Annotated in this window: 15 protein-coding genes; 3 read left to right on the top strand and 12 right to left on the bottom strand. The window is 71.1% G+C overall.

Annotated elements, in window-relative coordinates:
• Positions 1–55 precede the first annotated feature (55 nt).
• The 3 genes from OG802_RS26090 to rimP all read right to left on the bottom strand — a co-directional run bounded on the left by OG802_RS26090 (position 56) and on the right by rimP (position 1,956).
• Positions 56–352, bottom strand: a complete 297-nt coding sequence (locus tag OG802_RS26090; protein ID WP_329417397.1) for a YlxR family protein — start codon at positions 350–352, stop codon at positions 56–58.
• Between the two features lie 102 nt (positions 353–454).
• Positions 455–1,441: a transcription termination factor NusA gene (gene nusA / locus OG802_RS26085; protein ID WP_329414193.1), complete on the bottom strand. Its 987-nt coding sequence runs from the start codon at positions 1,439–1,441 to the stop codon at positions 455–457.
• Between the two features lie 2 nt (positions 1,442–1,443).
• Positions 1,444–1,956: a ribosome maturation factor RimP gene (rimP, locus tag OG802_RS26080; protein ID WP_329414191.1), complete on the bottom strand. Its 513-nt coding sequence runs from the start codon at positions 1,954–1,956 to the stop codon at positions 1,444–1,446.
• Between the two features lie 224 nt (positions 1,957–2,180).
• On the opposite strand from rimP, the gene OG802_RS26075 reads away from it, so the two are divergent.
• Genes OG802_RS26075 through OG802_RS26065 form a run of 3 tightly spaced genes read left to right on the top strand, consistent with a single transcriptional unit; the run spans position 2,181 to position 4,239 of the window.
• Positions 2,181–2,771, top strand: a complete 591-nt coding sequence (locus OG802_RS26075) for a hypothetical protein (protein ID WP_329414189.1) — start codon at positions 2,181–2,183, stop codon at positions 2,769–2,771.
• A complete protein-coding gene (locus tag OG802_RS26070) occupies positions 2,768–3,295 on the top strand; it encodes a DUF4439 domain-containing protein (RefSeq protein ID WP_329414187.1) in 528 nt (175 codons plus the stop codon). The genes OG802_RS26075 and OG802_RS26070 overlap by 4 nt, the downstream gene beginning before the upstream one ends.
• A 41-nt stretch (positions 3,296–3,336) precedes the next feature.
• A complete protein-coding gene (locus tag OG802_RS26065) occupies positions 3,337–4,239 on the top strand; it encodes an aminoglycoside phosphotransferase family protein (protein WP_329414185.1) in 903 nt (300 codons plus the stop codon).
• A 534-nt stretch (positions 4,240–4,773) separates the two neighbouring features.
• On the opposite strand, the gene OG802_RS26060 is transcribed toward OG802_RS26065, so the two are convergent.
• The 9 genes from OG802_RS26060 to OG802_RS26025 all read right to left on the bottom strand — a co-directional run bounded on the left by OG802_RS26060 (position 4,774) and on the right by OG802_RS26025 (position 16,355).
• Positions 4,774–6,477 carry a proline--tRNA ligase gene (locus OG802_RS26060; protein WP_329414184.1) on the bottom strand — a complete coding sequence of 568 codons (1,704 nt, stop codon included), beginning with the start codon at positions 6,475–6,477 and terminating at the stop codon, positions 4,774–4,776.
• Between the two features lie 108 nt (positions 6,478–6,585).
• The gene (locus OG802_RS26055; protein ID WP_329414183.1) at positions 6,586–7,122 is read right to left on the bottom strand and encodes a GNAT family N-acetyltransferase; all 537 of its coding nucleotides are present in this window, start codon (positions 7,120–7,122) and stop codon (positions 6,586–6,588) included.
• Between the two features lie 20 nt (positions 7,123–7,142).
• Complete coding sequence (locus tag OG802_RS26050) at positions 7,143–7,991, bottom strand: GNAT family N-acetyltransferase (RefSeq protein ID WP_329414181.1); 849 nt, start codon at positions 7,989–7,991, stop codon at positions 7,143–7,145.
• Positions 7,992–8,310: 319 nt separating this feature from the next.
• A complete protein-coding gene (gene ispG / locus OG802_RS26045) occupies positions 8,311–9,468 on the bottom strand; it encodes a flavodoxin-dependent (E)-4-hydroxy-3-methylbut-2-enyl-diphosphate synthase (RefSeq protein WP_329414179.1) in 1,158 nt (385 codons plus the stop codon).
• Positions 9,469–9,676: 208 nt separating this feature from the next.
• Positions 9,677–10,750: a transposase gene (locus OG802_RS26040; RefSeq protein WP_329414178.1), complete on the bottom strand. Its 1,074-nt coding sequence runs from the start codon at positions 10,748–10,750 to the stop codon at positions 9,677–9,679.
• A gap of 238 nt (positions 10,751–10,988) precedes the next feature.
• On the bottom strand, positions 10,989–11,516 hold the full coding sequence (locus OG802_RS35980; protein ID WP_443055458.1) for a recombinase family protein: 528 nt from the start codon (positions 11,514–11,516) through the stop codon (positions 10,989–10,991).
• Positions 11,517–11,767: 251 nt separating this feature from the next.
• Positions 11,768–13,072, bottom strand: coding sequence for a M50 family metallopeptidase (locus tag OG802_RS26035; RefSeq protein ID WP_329414176.1), 1,305 nt, complete (start codon positions 13,070–13,072; stop codon positions 11,768–11,770).
• Complete coding sequence (gene dxr / locus OG802_RS26030; protein WP_329414174.1) at positions 13,069–14,322, bottom strand: 1-deoxy-D-xylulose-5-phosphate reductoisomerase; 1,254 nt, start codon at positions 14,320–14,322, stop codon at positions 13,069–13,071. The genes OG802_RS26035 and dxr overlap by 4 nt, the downstream gene beginning before the upstream one ends.
• A gap of 95 nt (positions 14,323–14,417) precedes the next feature.
• The gene (locus OG802_RS26025; RefSeq protein ID WP_329414173.1) at positions 14,418–16,355 is read right to left on the bottom strand and encodes an acyl-CoA dehydrogenase family protein; all 1,938 of its coding nucleotides are present in this window, start codon (positions 16,353–16,355) and stop codon (positions 14,418–14,420) included.
• Positions 16,356–16,425: the final 70 nt, after the last annotated feature.

Below are 16,425 nucleotides of genomic sequence, written 5' to 3'. Positions count from 1 at the left end.
TACTTCCAACTCGCGGGGTACCGGAGCCGCACGGGGGTTTCCGTGAGACGCCTTCTTACGGTGCCGCCTGTTCGGCGACGTTCGTCTGCTCGACGTACTGGCGCAACGCGTTGGTGTCGAGCGTTCCCGGGGCTCGCAACGCCCTCGTGAACGCCCGGCGGCGCACCGCCTGGTCGAGACAGACCGGGGCGGGATGCAGATACGCACCCCGGCCGGGCAGCGTACCGCGAGGATCGGGGACGCATGCGTCCTTGATCGCCACGATGCGCAGCAGCTCCGTCTTGGCCGCCCGCTTCCGGCACCCCACACAGGTGCGTTCAGGGCATGCTCCGGTGCGCGTCCGGCCAGACACAGTCAAGTCTACCTCCCCGCGCCGACCTCGCCCCAATGGGGCAGGAATCGAACACGTGCCGTGACGAACTCTGACGTGATCTCAGCCACCACAGGCCGAGATCTATTCCTCCGGCTGTTCGGTGTCCGGACGGATGTCGATGCGCCAGCCGGTCAGGCGGGCGGCCAGCCGGGCGTTCTGCCCTTCCTTGCCGATCGCCAGGGACAGCTGGTAGTCCGGCACGGTCACGCGCGCGGAGCGGGCCGCGAGATCGACGACCTCGACCTTCGAGACCCGGGCCGGGGAGAGCGCGTTGGCCACCATCTCGGCCGGGTCGTCGGACCAGTCGACGATGTCGATCTTCTCACCGTTCAGCTCGCCCATCACGTTGCGCACCCGGCCGCCCATGGGGCCGATGCAGGCGCCCTTGGCGTTCAGACCCGAACGGGTGGACCTGACGGCGATCTTCGTGCGGTGACCGGCCTCGCGGGCGATCGCGGAGATCTCGACCGATCCGTCGGCGATCTCCGGCACCTCCAGGGCGAAGAGCTTCTTCACCAGGTTGGGGTGCGTGCGCGAGAGCGTCACGGACGGACCGCGCACGCCCTTCGCCACCCGGACGACGTACGACCGCAGGCGCAGGCCGTGCGTGTACGTCTCGCCGGGGACCTGCTCCTGCACCGGCAGGATGGCCTCCAGCTTGCCGATGTCGACGAGCACGTTCTTCGGGTCGCGGCCCTGCTGGACCACGCCGGTGACGATGTCGCCCTCACGGCCGGCGTACTCGCCGAGCGTCGCGTCGTCCTCGGCGTCGCGCAGGCGCTGCAGGATGACCTGCTTGGCCGTGGTGGCGGCGATACGGCCGAAGTCCGACGGGGTGTCGTCGAACGTGCGGGGCTCCTGCCCCTCGTCGAGGTCCTCGGGGTCCTCCTTCGCCCACACGGTCACGTGCCCGCTCTGCCGGTCGAGCTCCACGCGTGCGTGGCGGCGGCTTCCCTCGGTGCGGTGGTAGGCGATGAGGAGGGCCGACTCGATCGCCTCGACCAGCAGGTCGAAGGAGATCTCCTTCTCCCGTACCAAGCCCCGCAGGGCGCTCATGTCGATGTCCACGGCTACGCCTCCTCTTCCTTCTCGTTGTCGTCGTGCTTGTCCTTGCGGTTGAACTCGACCTGCACGCGCGCGGCGTCGACGTCGCCGAAGGCGACTCTGCGGGCGGTGGCCTTACGGCCCTTCACGCCCGGCACCTCGACGTCGAGTCCGTCGTCGTCCACCCGGAGGATCCGGGCGACCAGCTCGCCGTCGTCGGCCAGCCGGAAACGCACCAGCCGGCCGGTGGCGCGCACGTAGTGCCGGTGTTCGGTGAGGGCGCGCTCCGCGCCCGGGGTGCCGACCTCGAGGGTGTACTCGCCCTCGCCCATCGCGTCCGTCTCGTCGAGCTTCGCCGAGAGCGCGCGGCTCACATCGGCGATCTGGTCCAGGTCCGCCCCGGTGTCGGAGTCGACGACCACGCTCAGCACCCGCTTGCGTCCTACGGAGTCCACGGTGATCTCTTCGAGATCCAGTCCCTGGGAGGCGACGAGCGGTTCCAGGAGCTCTCGCAGCCTCTCGCTGTGGGTGGTGCTCATCCGGGTGACTCCTCGGCCGCGTGTGCTGTTGTGGGACGGTGCGCGTGTCTGGTCAAAGGGTATCCGGTCGCAGGGTGTGTTGCCGTCCACCTGTGCACGGAGGGTGGCGAACGCTCTCGCACGCGGTGCCGCTGAGTGGTGGGGAAGCGGCGCGCGGGTACGGTGATCACGGGCCTGCCCCCTTCTTGGTGTTTCTTTCGTACGAGTTCCCGAGGACGTCCGCCGTGCCGCTCCCCCTCCCCCCGCGCGCCCCGTCGGGACCGCGCAGAAGATCCCTGCTCGCGTCCGCCGCGGGAGCGGCGCTGCTCGCCGGCTGCTCGTCGGGCTCCGGGGGCGGACGGGAAGGCGGCGCGGACGCGAGCGGCAGCCCCGGCGTCACCGAGCGGGCACGCGCGCGTGCGGCCGTGGACAGCGACGCACTGGTGGCGCGGTACGACGCCGTCCTGGCCGTCCATCCGGGGCTGGCGGGGCTGCTGGGGCCGCTGCGGGCGGAGGTGGTCCGGCACGTGGAGGCGTTCGGCGGCGTCCGCCGGCCGTCCCCGTCGCCGTCCGCCTCCGCCACCGGCCCGGCCGCCGGTTCGCCCACGGGCTCGGCCACCGGCTCCGCCGCGACCCCGCCGCCCTCGGCCGTGCCGTCCCCCGTCCCGGTGCTCGAGAAGGACGCGCTGGCGCAGCTGGCCGGGGCCGAGCGGGCGCTGGCCGACCGCCGGGCCGCGGAACTGGGCGAACTGCCGGGCGAACCGGCCCGGCTGCTGGCCTCCGTGGCGGCGGCCGGCGCGGCCCACGCCTATCTGCTGACGGAGGGGACGCGATGAGCGCGGAGACGAGCGCGGAGCTGACGGCGTTGCAGGCGGCGCTGGCCGCCGAGCATGCCGCCGTCTACGGCTACGGGGTCGTGGGCGGGCGCGTGGGCGAGGCCCGGCGGGCCGAGGCACGGGCGGGCTACGACACGCACCGGGCGCGACGTGACGCGCTGGCGCGCGAGGTGCGGGCCATGGGCGCCGAGCCGGTCGCGGCGAGCGCCGGGTACGCGCTGCCGTTCGCGGTGCAGGACTCCGCCGCGGCCGTGCGGCTCGCCGCCGAGCTGGAGGGACGCGTGGCCGGGGTGTACTCGGACCTGGTGCGGGCGACCGGCGCCGCACGGCGCCGGGAGGCGGCGGCCGCGCTGCGGGAGGCGGCGGTGCGGGCGGCGCGCTGGCGCGGCGGCAGCGTAGCCTTCCCTGGTCTCGCGGAGCGGGACGGCACGGATCCGGCCACGCACCCGGCGCCCGCCACGACGGCGGCGCCCGCCGCGCCCCCGGCAGCGGCGACGGCGGCGACCGCGGCGACGACGGGGTGACCGACGGCTCGGCCGCAAGCACGGAAGGGGACGACTCGCGCATGGCTTTCGCACCGCCGCAGCGTCTGGTCAAGGCGCTTGGTGAGACGGCGCCGGACGGGGACGGCTGGCTGGAGAGGCTGCCCGAGACGGTCCGCGAGGCCGTCGCCCTGCGCGAGCTGACCGTCGACCGGGTGCAGGTGCCGGGCGGCAGGTCCAGCCTGGTCGTGCTCGTGCGCCGGGCGGACGGGACGCCGGCCGTGCTGAAGCTCGCCCCGCCGCGTTTCCGCCCCGAGGCCGAACGGGCCGCACTCGCGCACTGGGACGGCCTGGGCGCCGTGCAGACGCTGGACGGGCCGCAGACGGCGGGGACGCTGCTCCTGGAACGGCTGCACCCCGATGTGTCGGTGCGGTCCCTGCCGGAGGCGAAGGCGTTGCTGGAGGCGGCGGGGACGCTGCGCCGGCTGTGGGTGCGACCGCCGGCCGGTCAGGTCTTCGAGACGGTGGCCGAGCGGACCGGCCGGCAGGCCGAGGCGATGCGGAGCGCCGCCGTCGGGGCGGGACCGGCGGTGGCGGCTCTGGTGGACGGGGCGCTCGCCGCCCGCGAGGAACTGGTGGGAACGGCGCCGGAGGTGCGGTTGCTGCACGGCACGTTCCGGCAGAGCAAGGTGCTGGCGGCCGAGCGGTCGCCGTGGCTGGCGGTGGGCCCGGATCCGGTGGTCGGCGAGTGCGCGTTCGATCTGGCGCGGCTGGTGCGCGACCGGGTGGAGGATCTGATCGGCTCCCCCTCGGGGGCCGCGACCACACGGCGACGGGTGCGCAAGCTGGCGGAGTCGCTGGAGCTGGACGGCGAGCGGGTGCGGGGGTGGACGCTCTTCCGCGCGGTGGAGTCCGGGGTGCGGGCGATGCGGGTCGGACGGCCCCGGGACGCGGAACTCCTGCTGGAGTTCGCGAGCTGGCTGTGACCGCCGCCGCGGCGTGAGTCCCGCCCCCGGTGCGCGCAGAACCCCGCGACAGACCGGGAGTCCGGGTCGACGTGTCGATACACCGGTGCCGGGTGCGCAGCCAGAGGCCATCCGCGCGGGGCGGGAGCGGGGCCGTCGGCGCGGGGCGGGAGGAGGACCCGTCGGCACAGGGCGAGAGCAGGACCCGTCCACGCGGGGCGGGAACAGGACCCGTCGGCACAAGGCGCGAGCGGCGCCCGTCGGCGCAGGGCGGGAACAGGACCCGTCGGCACAGGGCGCGAGCAGGACCCGTCCACGCACGGCGAGAACAGGACCCGTCCACGCCCAACGGGACCGTGACCTGTCCGCGCACGGCGGGAACGTCAGGCCGACGGCTCCGTCACCCCGGGGTGAGTTCCGCGCCCCGCGCACAGGGGCGTGGCCGACCGTGAAACCCGGTCGACATGTCGATACGCCAACCCCGGGCGCGGCTCACGCCTCCGAGGGCCGTCAGGGCTGTGGTGGGTCCTGACGGCCCTCGGGGCGGCTCGTGCGTCAGGCGGTGAGGCGGGCGATCGCCTCGTCCACCGTGAGCTCCTCACGCTCGCCGGTCCTGCGGTCCTTCAGCTCCAGGACGCCCTCGGCGGAGCGACGGCCCGCCACCAGGATCTGCGGCACGCCGATCAGCTCGGAGTCGGTGAACTTGACGCCCGGGGAGACGCCGGCCCGGTCGTCGACCAGGACGCGCAGTCCGGCCGCCCGCAGCTTCTCGGAGACCTCCAGCGCCAGCTCGGTCTGGAGGGCCTTGCCCGCGGCGACCACGTGCACGTCGGCCGGGGCGACCTCGGCGGGCCAGCACAGGCCCTTGTCGTCGGCGGTCTGCTCGGCGAGGGCGGCGACCGCGCGGGAGACGCCGATGCCGTAGGAGCCCATGGTGACGCGGACCGGCTTGCCGTGCTGACCGAGGACGTCCAGCTTGAGGGCGTCGGCGTACTTGCGGCCCAGCTGGAAGATGTGGCCGATCTCGATGGCGCGGTCCAGCTTCAGGCCCGTGCCGCACTTCGGGCAGGGGTCGCCCTCCTTGACGACGACGACGTCGACGTAGGCGCCGACCTCGAAGTCGCGGCCCGCGACGACGTTCTTCGCGTGCGTGCCCTCCTTGTTGGCGCCGGTGATCCAGGAGGTGCCGGGCGCCACGCGCGGGTCGGCGATGTAGGTGACCTTGTCGCCGAGGCCCTGCGGGCCGACGTAGCCGCGCACCAGGTCGGGACGCCCGACGAAGTCCTCGGCGGTGACCAGTTCGACGGCGGCCGGCGCGAAGTGCGCCTCGACCTTGCCGAGGTCGACCTCGCGGTCGCCGGGCACGCCGACGGCCACGATCTCGCCGTCGACCTTCACCAGCAGGTTCTTGAGCGTGGCGGAGGCCGGGACGCCGAGGTGGGCGGCGAGGGTCTCGATGGTCGGGGTGTCCGGGGTGGGGATCTCCTCGAGCGCGGCGACGCCGGCGGCGTCAACCGGCGCCAGCTCGTAGGTGATCGCCTCGGTGTTCGCCGCGAAGTCGCAGTTCGGGCAGTCGGCGAAGGTGTCCTCGCCGGCCTCGGCCGGGGCGAGGAACTCCTCGGACTTCGAGCCGCCCATGGCGCCGGCGGTGGCGGCGCAGATGCGGTAGTCGAGGCCGAGGCGCTCGAAGACCCGCTGGTAGGCCTGGCGGTGCAGGGCGTAGGAGTGGGCGAGGCCCTCGTCCTCGGTGTCGAAGGAGTAGGAGTCCTTCATGAGGAACTCGCGGCCGCGCAGGATGCCGGCCCGCGGACGGGCCTCGTCACGGTACTTGTTCTGGATCTGGTAGAGGATCACCGGCAGGTCCTTGTAGGAGGACGCCTGGTCCTTCACCAGCAGGGTGAAGATCTCCTCGTGGGTGGGGCCGAGCAGGTAGTCGCCGCCCTTGCGGTCCTGGAGGCGGAACAGCTCGGCGCCGTACTCCTCCCAGCGCCCGGTGGCCTCGTACGGCTCCCGGGGCAGGATGGCGGGGAGCAGCACCTCCTGGGCGCCGATCGCGTCCATCTCCTCGCGCACGATGCGCTCGACGTTGGAGAGGACCTTCTTGCCGAGGGGCAGCCAGGACCAGATGCCGGCGGCGGTGCGGCGGACGTAGCCGGCACGGACGAGGAGCTTGTGGCTGAGGACCTCGGCGTCCGCCGGGTCGTCGCGCAGCGTCTTCGCCATCAACTGGGACATGCGCTGGACCGGTGCGTTGGCCATGGTTGTCGTACTCCTGCCGATGGGGTACCCCCGCTCGGAACGGGGCCGGGAGCGGAGGAGGGTGTTGGCTAGGAGGTTAGCCGGGAGCGCGGCGTGCCCGGAAATCGGTTATCGCGCTCGCAGCAGCGGAAGGGGGGCGCCCATCACCGCGTAAGGGCGGGGGGCGCTGGGGAAGAGGACGCGGCGGGCCAGGTCCCGGTAGCCGAGGGAGCGGTAGAGGGCCCGGGCGGGGCTCTCGGTGTCGATCGCGGACAGGATCGAGCGGGGCTCGCTCGCGGTGTCGGTGATCGTGGTGATGAGGGCCCGGCCCGCGCCGCGGTTCTGGTGGGCGGGGTGGACGTGGAGTTCGGTGATGACGAAGGAGTCGTCGAGCCAGTGCTCGTGGTGCTGGGCCCGCAGGTAGGGCTGGACGACGGTGGACCACCAGTGGGTGCGGTCGTTGGGCATGCCGTAGACGAAGCCGACGAGACGGCCCTCGGACGTCGTCGCTCCGAAGGCGCGCGCGCCCGGGTTCGTCATGTGCCGCAGCACGATCTGGCGTCTGACGGCGACTTCGTCGGGGCCGAGCCCGAAGGCGAAGGCCTGGACGCTCAGGGCCTCGTCCACGTGGGCGGGAAGGTCCAGGGGGCCGATGACGAGGTCCATGGCGGGAGCCTACAGGGGCGTCAGAAGAGCACGCTCGTGAAGGCGCCGACCTCCTGGAAGCCGACCCTTCGGTAGGTCCGCCGGGCCGCGGTGTTGAAGTCGTTGACGTAGAGGCTCGCCACGGGGGCCACGTCGGCCAGGGCGTAGCGCAGGACGGCCGCCATGCCGGGGGCGGCGAGGCCCTGTCCGCGGTACTCGGGGGCGACCCAGACGCCCTGGATCTGGCAGGCCCGCGACGTCGCCGCGCCGATCTCCGCCTTGAAGGCGACCTTGCCCCGCTCGTCGAGGCGGGCGAACGAGCGGCCGGAGCCGACGAGTTCGGCGACCCGAGCCTGGTACAGCAGTCCGCCGTCGCCGGCCATCGGGGAGACCCCGACCTCCTCGGTGAACATCGCCACGCACGCCGGCATGATCGTGTCCATCTCGTCCTTGCGGACGCGGCGGACGTAGGGGTCGGGGGCGATGTCGTCGGGCATGCGGTCGGTGACCATGAGGGGCTGGCGGGCGCGGACCTCGCGGGCGGGGCCCCAGTGGGGTTCGAGGAGTCGCCACAGCTGGGTCGTCGGCTCGGCGGGGCCGACGATCGAGGAGCAGCGGCGGCCCGCGCGGCGGGCCCGGTCGGCGAAGGCGCGTACCGCGCGCGGGCCGGCGCAGATCGGGACGAGGTTGGCGCCCGCGTAGCACAGGGACGTCAGCATGCCGTCCTCGTACCAGCCCCACATCTCGCCGCCGAGGCGCCAGGGGTCGAGGCCCGCGACCTGTACGCGGGACGTCACGAAGGCGTTGGCGACCGGCTCGCGGTCGAGGACGGCGAGCGCGGCGTCCAGGTCGCTCGGTTCGAGGACCCGGGAGGTGGTCTGGGTCAACACGCGCGGGGCCTCACACTCAGGTCTGCTGATCTCCGCACTGTACCTGCGGAAGCTTTGCGGTGCCGCCCTGCGTTCGGTCCGCGTTCGCGTTGGTCGCCGTGGGCGTGGGGTGGCGTGCCGTCCTCCGGGGACTGCCGCCCCCGGACTCCCGCTTCGGCCCTGAACGGGCCTCGTCCTCGAACGCGGGACGGGCCGGCTCTCCCGGCCCGGCGCCGAGCGGTTCCTGCCAGCCGTGGACACCGGACGGGCTGGATGCCCGAACCCGGCGCCGACGGGTCTCGTCGGCCCCGGACCGGCGGACGGGCTCGGGTCGCGGGTGTCAGCCGGCGACCGACACCGACGGTTCGCCGGAGGCGACGCCGTCCTGTTCCATCTGCTCGGCCAGCTTCATGGCCTCCTCGATGAGGGTCTCCACGATCTTCGACTCCGGGACGGTCTTGATGACCTCGCCCTTGACGAAGATCTGGCCCTTGCCGTTGCCGGAGGCGACGCCGAGGTCGGCCTCGCGGGCCTCACCGGGACCGTTGACGACACAGCCCATCACCGCGACCCGCAGCGGGACCTCCATACCGGTCAGACCGGCCGTGACCTCCTCCGCCAGCTTGTACACGTCGACCTGGGCACGGCCGCAGGACGGACACGAGACGATCTCCAAGCCGCGCTGCTTGAGGTTGAGCGACTCCAGGATCTGGTTGCCGACCTTGACCTCCTCCACCGGCGGCGCCGACAGAGAGACCCGGATGGTGTCGCCGATGCCCTGTGAGAGCAGCGCGCCGAAGGCGACCGCCGACTTGATCGTGCCCTGGAACGCCGGACCCGCCTCCGTGACGCCGAGGTGCAGGGGGTAGTCGCACTGCGCGGCGAGCTGCCGGTAGGCCTCGATCATCACGACCGGGTCGTTGTGCTTGACCGAGATCTTGATGTCGCGGAAGTCGTGCTCCTCGAACAGCGACGCCTCCCACAGCGCCGACTCCACCAGCGCCTCAGGCGTCGCCTTGCCGTACTTCTGCAGCAGACGACGGTCCAGCGAGCCCGCGTTCACCCCGATCCGGATCGGCGTGCCGTGCTCCTTCGCCGCCTTCGCGATCTCCCGCACCTTGTCGTCGAACTGCTTGATGTTGCCCGGGTTGACCCGCACCGCCGCACACCCCGCCTCGATCGCGGCGAACACGTACTTCGGCTGGAAGTGAATGTCCGCGATCACCGGGATCTGCGACTTGCGCGCGATCGTCGCCAACGCGTCCGCGTCGTCCTGCGTCGGACACGCCACCCGCACGATCTGACACCCCGACGCCGTCAGCTCCGCGATCTGCTGCAACGTCGCACCGATGTCCGACGTACGCGTCGTCGTCATCGACTGCACCGACACCGGGGCGTCCCCGCCCACCGCCACGGAGCCGACCTGGATCTGCCGGCTCCTGCGGCGCTCGGCGATCTTGGTCGGAACGGACGGCATGCCGAGAGAAATCGCAGTCATCTGCTGTGCAACCCCAAGTCGTGGATCAAGGTCCGGTCCCGTCAGCAGCGGGCTCCGATCCTTGAGATTACGGCACGAGCGTGAACGAGAGCGCATGGCGTCCCATCGGTTCGCCCGATGGCGTCCGGTAGCGGCGGCCCGGGCATGGCACCCGATCAAGAGGACATACTCTCTGGCTGCGCATGCCCGGGCCTCGCGTCGCGGATGATCAGCGGAGAACTTCGGCGTCGAGGTCCGTGCGGATGACCATCGCCGGGGCGGCCTCGTAACTCAGGACTGGCGTGCTCTCCCACGCGTCACCCAGGAGCTTCACGATGTCCGCCCACACGCCGTCCGCCAGCCATGTGCGCTGCCTGCAACGAACCTTCCGAGAATCCCCGAACTGCTCAGGAAGATCACGCCACAGGATTCCGGTGCGCAGACGGTGCAGCATTCCTGCGCATGCAGCCCGCAGGTTCAGGCGCGACCTGAAGTGGTGGGCCGGATACCTGGAGCGCAGCAGTTCTTCAATACGAGCCCACTGACAGTCCGTGGGGTCGGGCGGCACCGGTGTCCCCGTACGCAGATGCCACTCCGTCGTCAGGCAGCGCGTCCCCTCTCGATAGCGGAATGCGGGATCCATCATTTCCACGCGTACCTCCACCAACTCGATGATGCGGCGCTTTTCGGACGGCGAGAGGGTCCGGATGTCCGGTGCCGGCGATGCCAGCACAGTTCGCAGCCGGTTATCACGATTGCCCTCGTTTTCGAGTTCACGCAGCCAGTCCCGCGCATGGGCCAGAATCCGGCCGACCACTTCCACATCCGATTCGAGCTGACGCGTGGCAGCCTCGGCGATGAGGCCCTGTTCACCACGGCTCCGCAGCGCATCGAGTTCCTGCCGGTATCGGGCGGCAAGCCGATCAAGCGACCTCACCCGCTCAAGGTGCCGGATCAACGTCGCTGACGCCTGACCGGCAGACGGCAGAGCCGACCGGACGTCCGGCGGCGTCGAGGCGAGCAAGGCGTTGATGCGCTCCTCCACCTCGCGCTCCACGTAATCGGCGCGAAGGAAGACGCACCCGCAGGAACCCGGCTTACCGAGTGCCGAACACCGGTAGGTACGAATCCCGTCCTTCCCACGGAACGATCCGACGTACGGAAGTCCGCACACCCCTTGGATACGCCCCGTGAGCGGGTACACCAGATTGGGTTTGCGGCCGGGCCTCGTCAACCTGGCCAGCGCTTCCTGAAAACTCTTGATCCGATCCGTCGAGAGGATCGGAGGCAGCGGAATCACCACGCTCGCGCCGTACAGGGGGAGTCCGTCGCTCCCGAGTTTGGTGCAGTGTCCACCCCACTGCTGATCAGAGCGGCGAAAGACCGCCTGTCCGAGAAACGTGGATCCCCTCAACCGCTGATGAAGGTTCGCGCAGGTCCAACGACTTCCGTTCCGGGTGAGGAATCCACGTACGTTCAGCTCCTCAGCGAGCTCCACGAAGGTGCGGCCCCCCCCTCGATCACCAGGTCGGCGATGAGCCTCACCACCCGGGCTTCAGCAGAATCCACCTCGAGCGTCGAGCCGAACGAGCCCTTGCCCCTGATCCTGTAGCCGTAGGGAGCCGGACCACCAGGCCAGCCACCCTCGACCGCCTTGAATTGCCGACCGGCCTGCGTGCGCGCGACAAGGCGCCGGTAGTCCGCTTCGACACCTGCGCCAGCCGGTCGACCGTACGCCACCGTTCGACACCCCGCTCGCCGAGCGGTTCGGTGCAACACTCCACCCGCCCCCCGGCGTCCTCGATCTGCCAGATGCAACGCCAGATGGCAGCCTCCGTACGCCCCAGCCGATCCAGACGGTGCACCAGGACGATCTTCACGCGGGCTGCTGCGATGTCGTCGAGCAGCGCGTCGAATCCAGGGCGCGAATACGCCGAGCCCGATTCACCGGCGTCCTGCTGGGACCCCACCAGGCTCCAAGACGGCCACTGCTCCACGAACTCCCGGATGGCTTGCGCTTGAGCGGGAATCCCGAACCTGCCCTTTTGTTCGGCGGTCGAGACCCGCATGTAGGCCGCGACACCAACGGTCTCCGCGGGTCCGCCCGGCTGATCTGCGCACGGCGCAGTACCTTTCTGCATGTCAGTCCCTTCAAGACTGGCCAGACCCCGGGGTGTTGCAGCACCGCCGGGGTCACCCATGAACAGCAGAAACGTACGAAATTCGTAGACATGACGGCATGCGAAGGCCCCACCCTCCACTCTCACGAGTGACGCGAATGAAGGGTGGGGCCGAACGGTCTTTCAGTCGAAATATCCGCTTAACTGATTTTGACTGGGTTTACCACATCTGCGATCAACACCAAGATCGTGAAGCAGATGAAGACGCCCGCCACCACGTAAGCGACCGGCATCAGCTTCGCCACGTCGAACGGGCCCGGGTCGGGGCGGCGCAGGGCCTTGGCCAGGGTGCGGCGCAGGGACTCCCACAGGGCGCCCGCGATGTGCCCGCCGTCCAGGGGCAGCAGGGGGAGCATGTTGAACAGGAAGAGGGAGAGGTTGAAGCCCGCCACGAGCATCACGGCCAGGGCGAGCTGCTGGGAGGCCGGGATGTCCAGGGTGAAGATCTCGCCGCCGACGCGGGCCGCGCCGACCACGCCCATGGGGGAGTCGGGCTCGCGGGGTGCGCCGTCGAAGGCCGCGTTCCACAGGGCCGGGATCTTGCCGGGCAGGGCGGCGAGGGAGTCGACGGCCTCGCCCACCCGGTCGGTCATCCAGGAGACGGAGTCGCCGAAGTCCTGCTTGACGACGCCGTTGGCCGCGCTGAAGCCGAGGAATCCGGCCTTGACGAACTGGCCCTGGACGTAGGCCCCGCTGGAGTCCTTCTTGGCGACCATGTTGGTGGCGATCTTCGCGTGCAGGGTGAGTTCGCCGCCCTTGCGCTCGACGACGATGGCGACGTCCTTGCCGGCGCTGACCCGGATCAGGTCGGAGAGGGTGTCCCAGTCGTCCGTGCGGTGTCCGGCGAAGGAGACGATCCGGTCGCCCGGCTTCATGCCGGCGGCGGCGGCCGGGGAGGCCGGGTCGGAGGGCTTGCAGGCGTCACGGTTCTGGCTCTGCGCGATGACGCAGGGGGAGACCGAGCTGACGCTGGTGGTCTGCTGGGAGATGCCGAAGCCCATCAGCACGGTGAGGAACAGGACGATCGCGAGGATCAGGTTCATGAAGGGCCCGGCGAACATGACGATGACGCGTTTCCACGGCTTGCGCGTGTAGAACATGCGCGTCTCGTCGCCGGGCTGCAGTTCCTCGTAGGCCGCCGAGCGGGCGTCCTCGATCATGCCGCGCCAGGGCGAGGTGGAGCGGGCCGTGATCCGGCCGTCGTCGCCCGGCGGGAACATGCCGATCATGCGGATGTAGCCGCCCAGCGGGATCGCCTTGACGCCGTACTCGGTGTCGCCCTTCTTCCGCGAGAAGACGGTCGGGCCGAAGCCGACCATGTACTGCGGGACCCGGATGCCGAAGAGCTTGGCCGTGGACAGGTGTCCCAGCTCGTGCCAGGCGATCGAGAACAGCAGACCCGCCGCGAAGACGACTATGCCGAGGATCATCATCAGGGCTGTCATGCACGCGCCTCCGCGGTAGCCGTCAGTTCTTGGGCCCGGGCCCGTGCCCAGGTCTCCGCTTCGAGGACGTCCGGCACGGTCAGTGAAGTTCCCGTCACCGGCGTGCCGTGCTCGTGCACGACCCGGGTGACGGTCTCCATGATGCCGTTGAAGGGCAGCGCGCCCCTGCGGAACGCCTCGACGCACTCCTCGTTTGCGGCATTGAACACCGCCGGGGCCGTGCCCGCGAGCTCGCCCACGTGCCGGGCGAGGCCGACCGAGGGGAAGGCCTCGTCGTCGAGCGGGAAGAACTCCCAGGTCGACGCGGTGCTCCAGTCGAAGGCGGGCGCGGCGTCCGGGACCCGTCCGGGCCAGCCGAGGCCGAGGGCGATGGGCCCGCGCATGTCGGGGGGCGTCGCCTGCGCCAGTGTCGATCCGTCCGTGAACTCAACCATCGAGTGGACATACGACTGCGGGTGGACGACCACCTCAATGCGCGAGAAGGGAATGTCGTAGAGCAGGTGCGCCTCGATGACCTCCAGGCCCTTGTTGACGAGGGTCGCGGAGTTGATCGTGATGACCGGGCCCATGGACCAGGTGGGGTGGGCGAGGGCGTCCTCGACCGTCACGTTGGCCAGTTCCGCCTTCGTCCGGCCGCGGAAGGGGCCGCCGGAGGCGGTCACGACCAGCTTGCGGACGTCGGCGCGGGTGCCGGCCGCGAGGCACTGGAAGAGGGCCGCGTGCTCGGAGTCCACCGGGATGATCTGGCCGGGCTTCGCGAGCGCCTTGACCAGCGGGCCGCCGACGATGAGCGACTCCTTGTTGGCGAGCGCGAGGGTGCGGCCCGCCTCCAGGGCGGCGAGGGTGGGCGCGAGGCCGATGGAGCCGGTGATGCCGTTCAGCACGGTGTGGCAGTCGGAGGCGGCCACCTCGGTGGCGGCGCCGGGGCCGGCGAGGATCTCGGGCAGCGGCTCGGCGGCGCCGTACCGGGCGGCCAGCGCCTCGCGCAGGGCGGGCACGACGTCCTCGCGGGCGACCGCGACGGTCCGCACGCGCAGCCTGTGGGCCTGCTCGGCCAGGAGGGCGACCCGGCCGCCGTTGGCGGACAGGGCGCTCACCCGGAAGCGGTCCGGGTTGCGCAGCACGAGGTCGATGGCCTGGGTTCCGATCGAGCCGGTGGAACCGAGGATCGCCACGTCCTTGGGGCCGTCGCCCACGACGGGGTCGTAGACGCGGTGCGGGTCGGCGAGGGGGGCTGGACTGTCGCTCATCCCCCCATTGTTGCCGCAACGGGAAGGCGGCCGGACGGCGCGTCCCGCTGAGGGACGCGCCGCGACCCGGCCGCCGGGCAACCGTGTTCGACGGATCACCTGATCGGGCGGTGGACGTTCTCCCGCTCGCTGGGGCCGGGGGTCGCGTCGGCGATCCAGGGCGCGTCACCGGACAGGTCGACGACGCCCTGCTCGAGCCACTCGTAGGCGCCCGCCATGACGCCCTTGACGACCTTGCGGTCCAGCTCGTCGGTGTTGTGCCACAGGCGGGCGAAGAGCTCGTCGACGCGGATGCGGGACTGGCGGCAGAACACGTCGGCGAGCTGGTAGGCCTCGCGGCCGTTCTCGCCGCGCGAGCGCAGCAGTTCGGCGCGTACGCAGGCCGCGCTCATCGCGAACAGCTCCGCGCCGATGTCGACGATGCGGCCGAGGAAGCCCTGTTTGGTCTCCATCCGGCCCTGCCAGCGGGACATGGCGTAGAAGGTGGAGCGGGCGAGTTTGCGCGCGTGCCGCTCGACGTGCCGCAGGTGCGGCGACAGGTCGACGCCGGCGTGCTTGAACTCGGCGTAGGAGGAGGGCAGTTGTCCCGGTCCCGCGACCAGTTTCGGCAGCCACTTGGCGTAGAAGACGCCGGCGTTGGCGCCTGCCCTCGCCTTGTCCTGGAGGGATTTGTCGGGGTCGATGAGGTCGCCGGCGACGGTGAGGTGGGCGTCGACGGCCTCGCGGGCGATGAGGAGGTGCATGATCTCCGTCGAGCCCTCGAAGATGCGGTTGATCCGCAGGTCGCGCAGGACCTGTTCGGCGGGGACGGCCTTCTCGCCGCGGGCCGCGAGGGATTCCGCCGTCTCGAAGCCGCGGCCGCCGCGGATCTGGACCAGTTCGTCGGCCATCCGCCAGCCCATCTCGGAGGCGAACAGTTTGGCCAGCGCGCCCTCGATGCGGATGTCGTTGCGGTCCTCGTCGGCCATCTGGGAGGACAGGTCGAGCACCGCCTCCAGGGCGAAGGTGGTCGCCGCGATGAAGGAGATCTTCGCGCCGACCGCCTCGTGGTGGGCGATCGGCTTGCCCCACTGCTCGCGGGCCGCCGACCATTCGCGGGCGATCTTCAGGCACCACTTGCCGGCGGCCACGCAGGACGCCGGCAGGGAGAGCCGGCCGGTGTTGAGGGTGGTCAGGGCGATCTTGAGGCCGGCGCCCTCGGGGCCGACGCGGTTCGCGGCCGGGACCCGGACCTGGTGGAAGCGGGTGACGCCGTTCTCGATGCCGCGCAGGCCCATGAAGGTGTTGCGGTTCTCGACGGTGATGCCGGGCGAGTCCGTCTCCACGACGAAGGCGGTGATGCCGCCCTTGTGCCCCTCGCTCTTCGGGACCCGCGCCATGACCACGAGCAGGTCGGCCACCACGCCGTTGGTGGTCCACAGCTTCACGCCGTCGAGGACGTAGTCGTCGCCGTCGGGCACCGCGCTCGTGGCGAGGCGGGCGGGGTCGGAGCCGACGTCGGGCTCGGTGAGCAGGAAGGCGCTGATGTCGGTGGTGGCGCAGCGCGGCAGGAACCTCTGCTTCTGCTCGGGGGTGCCGAACATCTTCAGGGGCTGGGGCACGCCGATCGACTGGTGCGCCGACAGCAGCACGCCGACGGCGGGGCTGGCGGAGCCGATCAGGGCCAGCGCCTTGTTGTAGTACACCTGGGTGAGACCGAGGCCGCCGTACTTGGGGTCGATCTTCATGCCGAGGGCGCCGAGTTCCTTGAGTCCGCGCACGACCTCGTCGGGGATGCGGGCCTCGCGTTCGATGCGGGCCGCGTCCACCTGGGTCTCGCAGAAGTCGCGGAGCTTGGCGAGGAACGCCTCGCCCCGCCGGACGGCCTCGTCGGAGGGGACCGGGTGCGGGTGGACGAGGTCGAGCCGGAAGCGGCCCAGGAACAGTTCCTTGGCGAAGCTGGGCTTGCGCCAGTCCTGTTCCCGGGCGGCCTCGGCGACCTGGCGGGCCTCACGCTCGGTGACGGTGGGTTTCTTGAGGGGTGGTGCGGACATGAGGCTCACCTCGCCGCGAATCGGGATCTCGGGCCACATTGGTTACCGATGGGTGCTACCCGATCGTTGG

It is taken from the genome of Streptomyces sp. NBC_00704, from assembly GCF_036226605.1.
GTDB lineage: Bacteria > Actinomycetota > Actinomycetes > Streptomycetales > Streptomycetaceae > Streptomyces.
This window is presented reverse-complemented; position numbering and strand designations above follow the sequence as displayed.